General features: G+C 64.3%; 12 protein-coding genes and 2 pseudogenes. 3 read left to right on the top strand and 11 right to left on the bottom strand.

From position 1 onward, the window contains the following. Positions 1–47: 47 nt before the first annotated feature. Positions 48–995 (top strand): LysR family transcriptional regulator, encoded by a 948-nt coding sequence (locus RHBS_RS00550; RefSeq protein ID WP_121869786.1) that lies wholly within the window; start codon positions 48–50, stop codon positions 993–995. Here RHBS_RS00550 and RHBS_RS00545 read toward each other — a convergent pair. The 11 genes and pseudogenes from RHBS_RS00545 to RHBS_RS00505 all read right to left on the bottom strand — a co-directional run bounded on the left by RHBS_RS00545 (position 988) and on the right by RHBS_RS00505 (position 10701). Then, positions 988–1965: a cyclase family protein gene (locus tag RHBS_RS00545; RefSeq protein WP_128644546.1), complete on the bottom strand. Its 978-nt coding sequence runs from the start codon at positions 1963–1965 to the stop codon at positions 988–990. The genes RHBS_RS00550 and RHBS_RS00545 overlap by 8 nt on opposite strands. After that, positions 1962–2687, bottom strand: a complete 726-nt coding sequence (locus RHBS_RS00540) for an SDR family NAD(P)-dependent oxidoreductase (RefSeq protein WP_128644545.1) — start codon at positions 2685–2687, stop codon at positions 1962–1964. The genes RHBS_RS00545 and RHBS_RS00540 overlap by 4 nt, the downstream gene beginning before the upstream one ends. After that, a complete protein-coding gene (locus tag RHBS_RS00535) occupies positions 2680–3654 on the bottom strand; it encodes a fumarylacetoacetate hydrolase family protein (RefSeq protein ID WP_128644544.1) in 975 nt (324 codons plus the stop codon). The genes RHBS_RS00540 and RHBS_RS00535 overlap by 8 nt, the downstream gene beginning before the upstream one ends. Next, a complete protein-coding gene (locus RHBS_RS00530) occupies positions 3651–4589 on the bottom strand; it encodes a VOC family protein (RefSeq protein WP_121869783.1) in 939 nt (312 codons plus the stop codon). Before RHBS_RS00530 ends, RHBS_RS00535 begins: the two co-directional genes overlap by 4 nt. Continuing rightward, positions 4586–4798, bottom strand: a pseudogene (locus RHBS_RS32000) (amidohydrolase family protein); the annotation flags it as partial. The pseudogene RHBS_RS32000 and the gene RHBS_RS00530, both read right to left, overlap by 4 nt. Then, positions 4768–5601: an amidohydrolase family protein gene (locus RHBS_RS31340; RefSeq protein WP_374700508.1), complete on the bottom strand. Its 834-nt coding sequence runs from the start codon at positions 5599–5601 to the stop codon at positions 4768–4770. The gene RHBS_RS31340 and the pseudogene RHBS_RS32000, both read right to left, overlap by 31 nt. Positions 5602–5758: 157 nt before the next feature. Then, positions 5759–5878 (bottom strand): annotated as a pseudogene (locus tag RHBS_RS31335) (FAD-dependent monooxygenase); the annotation flags it as partial. Then, positions 5872–6723, bottom strand: coding sequence for an FAD-dependent monooxygenase (locus tag RHBS_RS00520; protein ID WP_272913827.1), 852 nt, complete (start codon positions 6721–6723; stop codon positions 5872–5874). The pseudogene RHBS_RS31335 and the gene RHBS_RS00520, both read right to left, overlap by 7 nt. Continuing rightward, positions 6720–7706 (bottom strand): fumarylacetoacetate hydrolase family protein, encoded by a 987-nt coding sequence (locus RHBS_RS00515; RefSeq protein ID WP_236745313.1) that lies wholly within the window; start codon positions 7704–7706, stop codon positions 6720–6722. Before RHBS_RS00515 ends, RHBS_RS00520 begins: the two co-directional genes overlap by 4 nt. Before the next feature lie 142 nt (positions 7707–7848). Continuing rightward, on the bottom strand, positions 7849–9393 hold the full coding sequence (locus RHBS_RS00510; protein WP_128644543.1) for a sodium:alanine symporter family protein: 1545 nt from the start codon (positions 9391–9393) through the stop codon (positions 7849–7851). 90 nt (positions 9394–9483) lie between these two features. Next, the gene (locus RHBS_RS00505; protein ID WP_237668889.1) at positions 9484–10701 is read right to left on the bottom strand and encodes an EAL domain-containing protein; all 1218 of its coding nucleotides are present in this window, start codon (positions 10699–10701) and stop codon (positions 9484–9486) included. A gap of 185 nt (positions 10702–10886) precedes the next feature. Between RHBS_RS00505 and RHBS_RS31330 the strand changes: the two genes are divergently transcribed. Further along, positions 10887–12239: a serine/threonine-protein kinase gene (locus RHBS_RS31330; protein WP_128644541.1), complete on the top strand. Its 1353-nt coding sequence runs from the start codon at positions 10887–10889 to the stop codon at positions 12237–12239. Between the two features lie 30 nt (positions 12240–12269). After that, positions 12270–13604: an NAD(P)/FAD-dependent oxidoreductase gene (locus tag RHBS_RS00495; protein WP_128644540.1), complete on the top strand. Its 1335-nt coding sequence runs from the start codon at positions 12270–12272 to the stop codon at positions 13602–13604. Positions 13605–13687 lie beyond the last annotated feature (83 nt).

Below are 13687 nucleotides of genomic sequence, written 5' to 3'. Positions count from 1 at the left end.
TACCGAACCCGCTGCTTCACGCAGTCGAGCGGAGATAGGCTAGCTCAATGCGGGAAGTGCACAGTGTCGCCAATCTGGATCTCAATCTTCTCGTCTCACTCGATGCACTGCTTCAGCATCGCAGCGTGACGAAGGCTGCGAATCAATTGGGATTGAGCCAGCCTGCGCTGTCGGCCGCACTCGGCCGGCTGCGCAGGCATTTCGACGACAACCTGCTCTACCGCGTGGGCAACGAATATCACCTGAGTCCCTTGGCTGCCGAGCTGCGGCAACGTGTGCGCCTCGCCCTCGACGGCGTCGAACGCGTCTTCTCCGCACAGCCTGATTTCGACCCGGCGGAGAGTACGCGTGAATTCAGTATTCTGGTGAGCGACTACGGAATCGGAGTTCTGGGTGACACACTGGCAGGACTGTTTGCCGACGCCGCGCCCCGAGCGCGTCTGAGATTCGGCCCTACCAGTCCGGACCTGGTTGCCCGCGCCGAGCATTCCTTGCTCGGATCAGACCTGATGCTGGTTCCCCACGGATTCGTCACCGATCTTCCGCACCAGGATCTGTACCGGGACCGGTGGGTGATGGTGCTCTCGTCCGACAACGACGACGTGGGCGAATCGATGACGACGGACGATCTGAGAACGTCGCCCTGGGTCGTGGTCTATCACGGTCAAACCGCGTCGACGCCAGCTGCGCGGCAGTTGCGCATGCTCGGGATCGAGCCGACCGTGCAGGTGATCACCGAGAGCTTCCTCACGGTGCCGCAACTCGTCGTCGGCAGCAAACGAATTGCGCTGCTACAGGAGCGCTTGGTTCACTTGCTGCCGTTGAACGTCGGGCTCCGGACCGTCGCCTGCCCCGTCGACGTCGGGGAATTGGTGGAGGCCATGTGGTGGCACCCGGTCTACGAGCGGGATCCCGAACACCTGTTCCTTCGCGAGCTGGTCACCCGAGCGGCCTCGATGGCCACCGACGAGCCCGGCGTCCCCTGGCCTACTTGACGGCTATCGGATTCACCGGGGCCCCGACCGCACCCGTCACCGGAATCGGCGCGGCGGTGAGGAAGAACTCGTACGTACCGTCCCCCGCACAATGCTCCGCCAGGGCATTGAGGTCCCACATCTCGCCGAGGAACAAGCCGATGTTGGGGATCGCCACCTGGTGCAGCGGCTGGAACGCCACGTCGAACTCGTTCGGCCGAACCTCGAATCCCCAAGTATCGGTGGCGATTCCGGCAATCTCACTGTCGTGCAACCAGTCTGCGGTGGTGAACGACAGGCCCGGTGCCGGACCGCCCGCGTACTCACCCCAACCGCAACGGCGCGCTCGGGTGAGCTGCCCGGTGCGGACCAACACCAGATCTCCCCGCCGGACCGTCGACGACGGTCCCTGCGCTTCGATGGTGGCCTCCAGATGCGCTGTGGTGATCGCGAATCCGTCGGGTAGTTCACCGCTTTCACCGCAGTGCCGGCCCACATCGAGCAGGACTCCGCGTCCGACGATGCCGTTGGCGACGGTTTCGATTCCGGTCACGGAATCGCCGAGCGAGGTGACGACCTTGTCGGCGTCGCGTCCGTTCCACGCCTTACCGTGATCGAAGATGTGCCCCAGCCCGTCCCATTGCGTCGAGCACTGCAGGGGCATCGACACCACGTCGTCCGCTCCCCCCAGTCCGTGCGGGAAGCCCTGAATTCCGCTGACGGCGTCGGTACCGGTGTCGAGCATCGTGTGGACCGGATTGGTTCGCCGCCGCCAGCCGCGCTGAGGGCCGTCCATGTCGAAGCTCTGAGACAGCGAGAACGAGACGCCGGAGCGGACGAGACCTGCTGCAGCGCTACGTATGTCGTCGGTGAGAAAGTTCATGGTTCCCAGGACGTCGCCCTCACCCCATCTGCCCCAGTTCGAGTTTCGTGCAGCCGCGGTGGCGATCTCACCTTCGGGATCGGTTCGATCGAGCGAAACATCGCTCATGTGGATTCCTTTCGAGTGTCGGCGCGGAGCGCGTCCGCGATGGATTTGACGCCGCCGTGCGAACTCGCTCCGCCGTCGACGGGGATTTCTGCACCCGTGACGAACGACGAGTCGTCTCCGAGCAGGAACACCGCGACTCGCGCGACTTCCTCGGGTTCGCCTGCCCGACCCAGCGGGGTCTCCGCAATCGATGACTCGCGAAGGGCCCCGGGAGCCGAGCGGGTCATCGCGGTATCGATGAATCCCGGATGCACGATGTTCACTCGCACACCCCGTGATCCCCATTCGAGGGCAGCAGCCTTGGTCAATCCGCGCAACGCCCATTTGGCGGCGGTGTAGGCCACCGGGTAGTGCGCGGTCAGTGCCGCAAGCGATCCCACGTTGACGATCGAACTGCCCGAGGGCATTCGAGCACCGACGGCCTGAACAGCCAGCAGTGTGCCGATCACGTTCACCGAGTAGATCCTCGCCATGTCGTCGGGCCGCACGTCGGAGAGGCGGGATCGCCACGTGATGCCCGCGCAGTTCACCAGCCCGTGTACGGGGCCGTCGATCGAGTCCATCAGTGCGGCCCAATCCTGCTCGCTCGTCACATCGAATCCGCTCACATGGTCCACCCCGACGACCGTTGCGCCGTGGTCCCGCGCGCACGCGGCCACCGCACGTCCGATGCCTCCATCGGCACCGGTGACCACGACGACCCGACCCGTCAGATCAGACATGACTCGTCCGTGCTCGATTCTGCTCACGATCGGGACGCCTCGCCGGTGGCACGCGCGGCGTCGATCGCGGGCGACCGACGGTGTTGGTGATCGATCCGATTCCGTCGACCGTCATCGTCACCACATCCCCGAAGGCCAGGGGCTCGGGACTCCGTTCTCCCCTTCGACCCCACAGTTCTGCCAGACACCCACCGTTGCCGACGGTTCCACTGCCCAACACGTCACCCGGATGAACCCAGGAGTCACGTGAGGCGTAGGCCAGCATGGAATCGAAGGTCCACCCCATGTTCGCGAGCGAATCGCGTCCGATTTCCTCACCGTTGACCTCCACCGAGCAGCCGACCTCGAAGAATCCGTCCTCGGTGCGATACGCGTCGAACTCGTCGGCCGTGACGATCCAGGGCCCGAGCGTGTTGGCGAAATCCTTGCCCTTCGCAGGCCCCAGGCTCACTTGCATCTCGCGCCGTTGAATGTCGCGAGCCGACCAGTCGTTGAGGATCGTATATCCGAAAATGTGCCCACCGGCATCGTCCACGGACACGCTCGAGCCCGACCTGCCCACCACCGCAGCGACTTCCAACTCGAAGTCGAGATCGACACATGCCTCGGGCGGACGAACGGTGTCGCCGGTCCCGTGCACGGTGTACGGATTGGTGAAGTAGAACCGAGGTGCCTCGTACCACGCGTCGACCACACCTACCTCACCGTCGACGCTGCGTCGTACTCCTTCGACGTGTTCCTCGAACGTCACGAAGTCTCGAATGGTGGACGGCTGCAACGGTGCGAGGAGGCAAACATCCGATATCGGAACCCCGACTGCTTCGACCGCCCGCGCCCCGGCCTCGAGCGCTGCGGGCAGGCCTGCCGCGAGCAACTCGGCCATGGTGCAGTCCAGCGAGTGGACCATGCCGTCGTCGACGACGCCGGCCGTCGTCTCGCCGCCGTGAACGTACGTTGCGAGGATCATGCCGGCGGTGCCACGAACAGACCCTTGTCCGGATCGTTGAAGGATCTGGTGGCCACGAATTCGTTCATCGCATTCGCGGTGCCCCACTGGTCCGAGACCTCCGGCAGCGAGAAGTCGAGCAGATGGGGATGCCACGTGTCCTCGTCGAGAGTCTCGAGCTCGGTGGTGTACTCCATGGTGTTTCCGTTGGGATCGAGAAAGTAGGAGAAGGTGTTGTTTCCGGCCTGGTGACGGCCGGGACCCCAGATCTTCTCCACCCCAGCCCTCAACATCCGGCCGGTGCCGCGCATGTATTCGTCGAGCCCACGCAGCTCGAAGGACGCGTGGTGCAGCGAAACGTGCGGTCCGCGGGCGACGGCCATGCTGTGGTGCTGCGCGTTGGTGCGCAGGAACCACATCATGTTGCCCATCCGTGGATGCATCAGAGTGTCGGAGAGCTTGAAGCCGAACCACTTGTCGTAGAACTCGACGGTCTTTTCGGGGTCGGGTGAGTTCAGAACGACGTGCGAGAGTTTGACCGGAATGGATTCGCCCTCTTCGACTTTTCGATGCCGGCGCACCGCGACGTCGGACGACACCTCGATCGTCCTGCCGTCGATGTCGAAGAATCGGAACCCGTACCCGCCGCCCATGGTCTGCAGGGTGTTCGGCTCGTTCACCAACTGCACTCCTCCCACCGCGAGGCGCTCTGCCAAGGCGTCCACCGCTGCGGCGTCCGACATCCCGTAGGACACCAGGTCGAGTCGCTTGTCGGAATCCTTGCGGATCCGCACCACGTACTGCTCGGGCGAACCTTCGGCGGCGAGATACGTGATGTCGCCGTCGGTTCCGACCGCGGTCAGTCCCCACTGGCGGGTGTAGAAATCGAGTTGCTTGTCGAAGTCCGGTACCGCGAGATCGACATGGCGGAGGTGTGTGAAGGCGTAGTCGTTCATGAGTTCACTCCTGTTGGTGCGGGCGACAATCCGAGACGTTCGGCGTTGCCACTGAGAATGGATCGGGTGACGTCGGCAGAGAGTTCGGCTGCGCGTAGTTCGGCAACCGGGTTTTCGTTGCCCATGTCGAACGGATAGTCCGAGCCGAGAACCACGGACTGTGGCCCCACGGCATCGATCAGCGCGCGCAACGCACCGGGACCGTGGACGATGCTGTCGAACGTGATCCGACCGAGATAGTCACTCGGCGGTAGCGCGCAACGCCGAGCCTCGGGTCGGACCCGCCACGCATGGTCGGATCTCCCAGGTACGTGGGGAGATACCCGCCGCCGTGCGCGGCAACGACTTTCAGGCCCGGGTGGCGGTCGAGCACACCGGAGAAGATCAGATGGGACAGGGCGACCGCGTTCTCCACCGGCTGTCCTACGGTGTTGGACAGGTAGTACCTGTCCAGGCGCTCGTCCAGCGAGCATCCGAAAGGGTGCAGAAAGACCACTGCACCCAGATGCGCTGCTCGGCTCCAGAACGGCTCCAGACGTTCGTCCGACAGCTCCACACCCGGTGCGAACGAGGATATTTCCACACCGGCGAGCCCGCAGGTGAGCACAGCGTCGTCGAGCGCATAGACGGCTGCATCCGGGTGTTGCAGAGCAATCAGTCCAAGGCCGGTCAATCGGCTGGGCTCCTCCGCGACGAGTGCGGCGATTCCGCGATTCGCACTCGACGTCACCACTTCGGCCAGTTCGCGATCGGCCCAGTAGTGATACTGCGAGGGCGAGGGAGACACCACCTGCACGTCGATTCCAGCGGCATCCATGTCCGCCATCCGACGATCGATCGAAGTGAGCTGCGGAATTCTCGACGCCACCATCCGGCCCGAAACCTGCTGCGACTCGGAACCGTTGCGCAGCGCATCGAGTGCGCGCTGCGCGGCCAGGCCAGGGTGACCCGCAACCACGGCCTCGACCTCGGGCACTATGGCATGTGCGTGGACGTCGATGATCGGACGCATCAGGCACCTCGGTGACGAGTGCGGACACCTGCCCCATCACTGCGGGTACGTCGGCGTGAGGATCGCACTCGAGCATCCAGGTACAGATCTGCCGTGAGGCCTCCACCACCTGTCTCGCACGGGGTAGCCGACGCGCGACGAAGGCATCGAGAACCGCGTCGTCGACGGTGTCGGCGGCGAGCACCATCTCGGCGAGCACCAGCGCGTCCTCGAGCGCTTGTGCCCCGCCCTGAGCGACGGTGGGTGGGCAGCAATGTGCCGCATCGCCGATCAGCACGACGCGGCTCGATGCCAACGTCCTTCGAGGACGTGGCTCTCGAACCAGGTGTAGTTGATCTTCGTGGAATCGCGCAGTTGCTTCCGGATCTCGTCCCAGGGCCCGTGATACTGCGAGGCCAGGTTCTGCATCACCGCGAGTCGTTCTTCTGCCGTCGAGTGCGTGTGGTCCTGCGCGGCCTCGACGATGTAGGCGTACAGCGAGTCCTCACCGGTCGGGCAGTAGCCTGCGATGAAAGCTGCTCCGCCGTAATAGAGCTCGGTACGGACGACGCTTGCCGGACGTGGTCCGACCAGACGCCAGATACCCATTCCGGTGCGCTCGGTCTCGAGTTCGATCCCGAGTGTGCGACGCGTCCACGACCGCACCCCGTCCGCGCCGATCACCAGGTCGTAGTGGCTCTCGGTGCCATCCGAGAACGTGACCGATGTACCGGTCTCGCTGTGCACCAATCCATCCGCGACAGTGTCGAATCGAATCTTCGCTCCCGCGCGTTCGGCAGCGTCGTGCAGGATTCCGGCGAGGACGGGTCGTTCCATGCCCATTCCGGCAGGAAGATCCGGTCCACCGGTGCGGGCGTCGTCCATCTCGACGATGACAGTGCCGAGGGCGTCGGGGGCACGGATCCCGATAGTGTCGAATCCGTAGCCGCATGCCCGAACCTCGTCCCAGACCCCGAGCTCTCGCAATGCGCGCAACGCGTTGCCCTGCAAAGTGATTCCGGACCCGCTCGCGCTCGACCGTGGCGCGGCCTCGACGACGTCCACGGACGCTCCGCCTCGAGCCAGTGCGATGCTCACTGCCGACCCGGCGATTCCGGCTCCGATGACCAACACCGATGTCATGACGCGGTGCCCACGACCGGTGTCTGCTGGTAGCCCAGACCGGTGATGGTCGATGTCATCACGTCGCCGTCGCGCAGCAACCGACCCCAGTGCATTCCGTTGCCTGCCGGACTGCCCGTCAGAACGAGGTCGCCGGGCAGCAGTCGTACCGTCTGTGAGACGGCAGAGACCAGTGCGGCCACGTCGAAGAGCATGTCCTGGGTGGATTCGTTCTGCATTGTCGTGCCGTCGAGTTCGAGGGTCAGCCGCATCTGCGCGACGTCGCCCGCGTCGTCCTTCGGCACGATCCACGGACCGAGTGGCAGAAAGCCCGGTGCGTTCTTCGCCCGCAGCCAGTCGGTGCCGATTTCGGGCATGTCGCGCCGGAACACCAACTCACGGGCGGTCAGGTCGTTTGCGATCGTATAGCCGGCGATCACGTCGAGCGCCTCGGATCGATCCAGGCGGTAGCCCGAACGTCCCACGACGGCAACGAGTTCGAGCTCCCAGTCGTTCTTGGAAGTACCAGGTGGCAGGACGACCTCGTCGTACGGGCCGGTGATCGCCGAGGGCAACCCGACGAAGAAATACGGATCGCCCTCCGCCGCACGCTTGTCCATCATGGCCGCGGTCTCGGCGCGAACCTCGTCCTCGGTCCTGCCGTCGGCGATGTCGGCATGCTTGACCGCGAGATCGATGACGTGAGTGCGGTAGTTGGCTCCGGCCTGCAGAATCTGGCGGGGTTCGACGGGCGCATGCACCGTGGCATCGGAGGCGTCGGTCCATTGTCCGTCCGCATCGTCGAACGAACGCAGAACCGGCAGTACCCGATCCCAGACCTCGAACAGATCACGGGTTGTGATCGGTGCCGAGAGGCCGAGCCGATCGGCCACTGAGTCGAGATCCAGCAGCCGACCGCTCTTCAGTAGAACGGCGTGCGGCTTGCCGCCGGTTTCAGCGGTACCGACCGCGAAGTTGGGCAGAGAAATTGTTGAAATGTCCACGAAGGCCGACTTTCGTTGTGGCGTGTATGTGACCACCACCACTGTCGGGCACTAGGAAACATCAGTCAAAGAGATATACGTGATAACCGATATCGACGAGACTGATACCACCCAGTCTCGCCGATTCGGTTCGACCGACCCGTCACACCTCGGCGTCGACCTTGTCCGGCTCGCCTCGGCGCATCGCCAGGTACTCGGAGAGCTCGCGCTTGACCACAGGCAACAGCAAGTACAGGCCCGTGATATTGACCAGCGCCAGCAGGAACAGGGTCGCGTCGGCGAAGTCGAGCACCGAACCGAGCGACAGCACGGTTCCGATGACGGTGAACACGCAGAACATGACGTTGAAGAAGCTGCGCGACAGGCGGCTGCGTCCGAACAGCGACGTCCACGCCTGCAGCCCGTAGTAGGCCCAGGTAATGGCAGTGGACAGCGCGAACAGCGCGACTGCAACCGTCAGTACGTACGGGAACCACGGCAGCACGGTCTCGAACGCGTCGGACGTGAGGGTGACACCTCCGGCGGGAAGCTCGCCCGTCTCGGCGACGATCGCCCGCTGGTCCTGCCAGGTGACGGTATTGGCGATCACGATGGTCAGTGCCGTCGCGGTACAGATGACGACCGTGTCGATGAAGGGTTCGAGCATGGCCACGAAGCCCTCGGTGACCGGGTGCCTGGTCTTGACGGCCGAGTGCGCGATGGCAGCCGAACCCAGTCCGGCCTCGTTCGAGAACGCGGCGCGCTGGAATCCGATGATCATGACGCCGAGTACACCGCCGGCCACACCCTCGGGCGAGAACGCACCTTCGAAGATCGCGGTGAACGCCGTCGGGACCGAACGGAAGTTGACGGCGATGACGACGCCGCACGCGACGATGTAGACCAGCGCCATGGACGGTACGAGCTTGGCGGTGACCGCCGAGATCGACTTCATGCCGCCGATGATGACCAGTCCGATGATCAGCGCGATGACGATACCGAAGACGGCCTTGGCTCCGTCGGAGCCGAGGAACCCGTCGTCACCGCCGGTGACCGAACGGACCTGCGCGTACGTCTGATTGGCCTGGAACATGTTTCCGCCGCTGATGGCGAAGAACGTGATGACGATGGCGTAGAAGACGGCCATGACCTTGCCGACCTTGGCAAGTCCCCGCTCTGCGAGACCCTTGGTCAGGTACTTCATGGGCCCACCGGAGACGGTGCCGTCCTCGTTGATGTCGCGATACTTCACGCCGAGTGTGCACTCGACGAACTTCGATGCCATGCCCAACAAGCCGGCGAGGATCATCCACAGGGTGGCACCCGGTCCACCGAGCGTCACTGCGACGGCGACACCGGCGATGTTGCCGAGCCCGACGGTTCCGGACACTGCGGCGGTGAGCGCTCTGAAGTGGCTGACTTCACCGGGCGCGTCCGCCTCGTCCTCCTTGCCGCTGACGAGAATCAACGCACGTTTGATTCCGCGGACCTGGATGAACTTGAACGCCACCGTGAAGACGACGGCACCGACGATGAGCCAGAGGACGATCAGCGGGACGGCGGCTCCACCGATATTCACGGTGAAGAAGACGACATTCGACACGGCAGCGGAGATCGGATCGAAGGCATTGTTGATCGCCGTCTCGATGGAGCTGATCGTGCCTCCGTCCGCGGCCAGTAAATCGGTTGCGAGGGGGTGAGAGCTCATGGCTTCGAGTGAACAGCACGTGGACGGCAGAGGACGCGATTTACCGAATTTCGCGCGATAATTTACGTGATCTTGACCGAGGCCGGAGACTCACTCCGCAGATCTGGCCGGGATTCGCCTCAAAAGCACTGTTGCAGCATCCAGTACGACATGGCGGTCGTAGGTGAGGCGGTAGTCGTACATCGGGGTGCCATCCTCGGCCGTACCTCGCTCTACCGCGATGAGCGCCACGCTCGACATAGGAGCAACGATCACGATCGAACGTTCCAGCGCCAACGGTTCGTCCGCGCCCACGACCACGGTCCGGAAGCCGGCGGCGGGCGGGGCGGTATGGGAGTCGAAGACCGCCGTCAGCGCGGTACGTGCAGCAAGGTCTTCGAAGATCGCTTCGCGCGCAGGCGTCAGGCCGGTGGACGCGCTCACCGTCGCCAGTACGACGGTCGAGGAACCGGTGCCGTACGCACTGTGCAGCAAACTGTTCTCGATTGCGTCGAGCAGAGTCGAATCCGCGTGCCTGCGAGCGCCGAGCGCATGAGTGAGGCCGTACGGCGTGACCGCCACGGGGGCACGCACGGTCACCGTTCCATCCAGCTCGAGCGAACGGACCGGCCCCTGCACCTCACCGAAATCCGGGAGAGCGTCCGGTGCGCCGTAGAGGTATCCCTGACCGAGAACGGCGCCCATGGCTCGCGCACAACTCTCGTGTTGCTCGGTTTCGATTCCCTCGGCCAGGACCAGCGCACCGGTGCGTTCGGCCTCAGCGGCGACGGCAGCGACGATCGCGGCGGTCTCGTTGCTCGAATGCCCCTGTACGAGTGCCATGTCCAGCTTGATCACATCGGGACGCAGCAGTGGGATCAGCGCCAGGCTGGACGAATCTGCCCCCACATCGTCGATGGCGACTCGCCACCCCAGGTTTCGAGCGTGCTCGGCCGCCCTCAGCAGACCGGCCGGATCACCCATCAGGTCTCGCTCGGTGATTTCGACGAAGATGGACAGCCGCGACGCGTCGGCGAGAGTCGGTAGGTAGTCCCGAGGAGGCGGTGCATCGAGGGCGATGGGTTCGGCATTGACGAACAGTGCGAGCTGGTCGGGATAGCCGGAGTCGACGGCACCGCGCAGCGCGCTGAGTCGGCACCGCCAATCGAAATCGGCAGTGACGCCCTGTTCCCGAGCCACGCCCAGCAGTTCCGGCGGCGGAATCGGGGCACCGTCTCCACAGGTCCGCACCAACGCTTCGTAACCCACGACGGCGCGTCCGGCCAGCGTGACGATCGGCTGATAGACCGACGTGATATCGACCGACATCGGCGAAATCTCGGCACTCGTCGAACGTCGGTGCATGGGCGGACCTCCCTCGATACTGCTCGATCGGTCCCCACCCGGGGCATCATCATGCCCGACCGCATCGTGATGTCGATACCCGACTGCGGTCTGCGCGTCGATTCTTTGGCTATAAGGTGCTCCAAGGACTCGACGAACGGCGGTGACCGATGGTGGAAGCGGACTCTCGTCCCGGTGCCCCTCACGACCACCTCTTCGCGGGTCGATACCGACTGGGCACGGTGTTGGGGCGCGGCGGAATGGCCGACGTCGTGCACGCCGACGACCACGTTCTCGGCCGATCGGTAGCGGTGAAGATATTCCGCCACGGCGAGCCGCCGGACACTGCCCAGCGCATCGATGCAGAAATTCGGACTCTCGCGTCGCTGTCGCACCCTGGTCTGGTGACGCTGTACGACGCGGGCACTGCACTCGATGCCAGTGGGATGCCGGTGCCTTACCTGGTGATGGAGCTGATCGACGGTCCGACGTTGAGTGCGTATCGCCAGGGCCGAACAATGGACGGTGCCCACGTCGCGCGAATCGGATGCGAGCTGGCGGAGGCTCTCGCCTACATTCACGATCAGGGTGTGATGCATCGCGACATCAAGCCCGCCAACATCCTCGTTGCGCAGGCGCCGGACGTCGGTGTGGGACAGTGCGCCAAACTTGCCGATTTCGGCATCGCCCGTATCGTCGACGCCGAACGACTCACCGAACACGGCACCACGGTCGGTACTGCGCACTACCTCAGCCCGGAGCAGGCGACGGGCACTTCGGCAGGCCCACCGACGGACATCTACACACTGGGGCTCGTTCTCATCGAGTGCCTCACCGGCACAATGGCATTCGAGGGAAGCGCCGTGGCAGCAGCGGTGGCGCGCCTGCACCGCGATCCCAGCGTCCCCGAGGGGCTCGGATCGGACTGGCACGCTCTGTTGACGGAGATGACATCCAGACGCCCGGAGGATCGACCGACCGCAGCTGCGGTCGCCCACCGATTGCGCGGGATCTCGCACAGGGCGACTCTTCTTCCCCGCACCGCCGCTATGCCCGTCGAGCCCACGAACATGGTTGCGCACCCGGCAGTTCCAGCGTCCACCGACGCGAAATCTGCGCGCCGACCATGGATCATCCCGGCGGCAGCGACTCTGTTCGTTTCGCTGGGAGCGGCGATCGTCTGGATCGCAATCGGCACGGGCGACGAGCCCGAGCCCATGTCGCCGTCGACACCGACTCCGACACTCGTGGAGTCGACCACAGTGGCAGCCACGACCCCTACACCTGCACCTGCGAGTTCGATTCCGGTCTTCTCGAACCCGCCCGAACCTGCTCCCGTACCCACGGCGAATCCGGTTCCGATCGAGCCCGCTGCGCCGGCCCCGCTACCGCCGGGTAACAGCAACGGCAATTCGGGGAACGGAAACGGAAACGGAAACTCCGGCAACGGCAACTCGGGAAACGGCAACGGGAACGGCAACAACGGCAACAGTGGCAACGGCAATTCCGGCCGAGGGAACTGACCCCACGGCCGTCGACGGACAGGAGTGACGGTGACACACGTCGATACCCTCGTGGTGGGAGCAGGTATTTCCGGCTTGGTCGTTGCGACACTTCTACATCGCGCCGGTCGGCGCGTCGTCGTTCTCGAGGCCAGAGATCGCGTGGGCGGTCGGGTCTGGACGATGCGCACCGACGACAGCACCCTCGACGTCGGTGCGTCCTGGATTCATGGAACAGACGACAACCCTCTCGCCGATGCCGTGCACGCTTTCGGAATGCGGACCGTCGAATTCACCGTCGGTAGCTACCAGCCGGACGGCAGGCCCATCGCGTACTACTCCCCCACCGGGGCCAGGTTGAGCGAGCAGGCAGCCGCACAGTTCGGTGCCGACGTTCACCACTTCGACGAACTGTTCGCCACGACGATCGCGAAGTCGTCCCCGGGAACATCGTTCGGTGATGCGGTGGAAGCTACTCTGACGCAATTGGATTGGAACGAGGACCGACTCGCCCGAGTTCGCGAGTTCCTCGGACATCGGGCCGAGGAACAGTTGGGGGTAGGAAAGGATCTCCTCGACGCGCACGGTTTGGACGACGACGCCATCGAGGGCGACGAAGTCGTGTTCCCGGACGGTTACGACGAATTGGCCGTTCGGCTGGCCGAGGGACTCGACATCCGACTCGAACACGCGGTGACGCAGGTCCGTTGGGGTCGAGACGGAGTGCTGGTCGATACCGGGGCCGGGACGTTCTCGGCAGAACGCGCTGTGGTGACGGTGCCGATCGGAGTACTGAAGTCGCCGGCATTCACTGTGGAACCCCCACTGCCGGAACCTGTTTCGGGCGCACTGAAACGACTGGAGATGAACGCGTTCGAGAAGGTGTTCCTCAGGTTCCCCACCAAATTCTGGGACGAGAATGTCTATGCCGTACGGCAGCAGGGCGAAGCCGGGCACTGGTGGCACTCCTGGTATGACGTGAGCATGCCGCTGGGACGTCCGACGCTTCTGACTTTCGCAGCGGGCGCATGCGCGCAGCAGACTCGGCACTGGTCGGACGCACGCATCGCGGACTCGGTTCTCGAAGCACTGCGTGGCCTGTACGGCGACCGTGTCGTTACACCGGACCGTGTGTATGTCACTCGCTGGCAGGACGATCCGTTCTCCTACGGTTCGTACTCGTACATGACGGTGGGTTCACGTACGCGAGATCACGACGACCTGGCCACTCCGATCGGCGATGTACTTCACCTCGCCGGTGAAGCGACCTGGACCGATGACCCGGCAACGGTCACCGCAGCCTTGAAGTCGGGACACCGTGCAGCAGAACGCATTCTGGGGCGTTCGATACCGTTCGGCGAGATCTGGGGTCCTGCCGAGCACTGACAGCACGCACGGAACTGCACCCGTGCGTCTTTGTTCGGTGCAAACTTTCGGCCATCTGCGAGTAATGTGCTGTCGACGCACCC

The organism is Rhodococcus sp. BS-15, from assembly GCF_000813105.1.
Taxonomy (GTDB): domain Bacteria; phylum Actinomycetota; class Actinomycetes; order Mycobacteriales; family Mycobacteriaceae; genus Rhodococcoides.
This window is presented reverse-complemented; position numbering and strand designations above follow the sequence as displayed.

Bases quoted from the DNA above. Each gene is read 5' to 3' on its own strand.
- RHBS_RS00550 (WP_121869786.1), top strand. From the start codon at position 48: ATGCGGGAAGTGCACAGTGTCGCCAATCTGGATCTCAATCTTCTCGTC.
- RHBS_RS00545 (WP_128644546.1), bottom strand. From the start codon at position 1,965: ATGAGCGATGTTTCGCTCGATCGAACCGATCCCGAAGGTGAGATCGCC.
- RHBS_RS00540 (WP_128644545.1), bottom strand. From the start codon at position 2,687: ATGTCTGATCTGACGGGTCGGGTCGTCGTGGTCACCGGTGCCGATGGA.
- RHBS_RS00535 (WP_128644544.1), bottom strand. From the start codon at position 3,654: ATGATCCTCGCAACGTACGTTCACGGCGGCGAGACGACGGCCGGCGTC.
- RHBS_RS00530 (WP_121869783.1), bottom strand. From the start codon at position 4,589: ATGAACGACTACGCCTTCACACACCTCCGCCATGTCGATCTCGCGGTA.
- RHBS_RS31340 (WP_374700508.1), bottom strand. From the start codon at position 5,601: ATGCGTCCGATCATCGACGTCCACGCACATGCCATAGTGCCCGAGGTC.
- RHBS_RS00520 (WP_272913827.1), bottom strand. From the start codon at position 6,723: ATGACATCGGTGTTGGTCATCGGAGCCGGAATCGCCGGGTCGGCAGTG.
- RHBS_RS00510 (WP_128644543.1), bottom strand. From the start codon at position 9,393: ATGAGCTCTCACCCCCTCGCAACCGATTTACTGGCCGCGGACGGAGGC.
- RHBS_RS00505 (WP_237668889.1), bottom strand. From the start codon at position 10,701: ATGTCGGTCGATATCACGTCGGTCTATCAGCCGATCGTCACGCTGGCC.
- RHBS_RS31330 (WP_128644541.1), top strand. From the start codon at position 10,887: ATGGTGGAAGCGGACTCTCGTCCCGGTGCCCCTCACGACCACCTCTTC.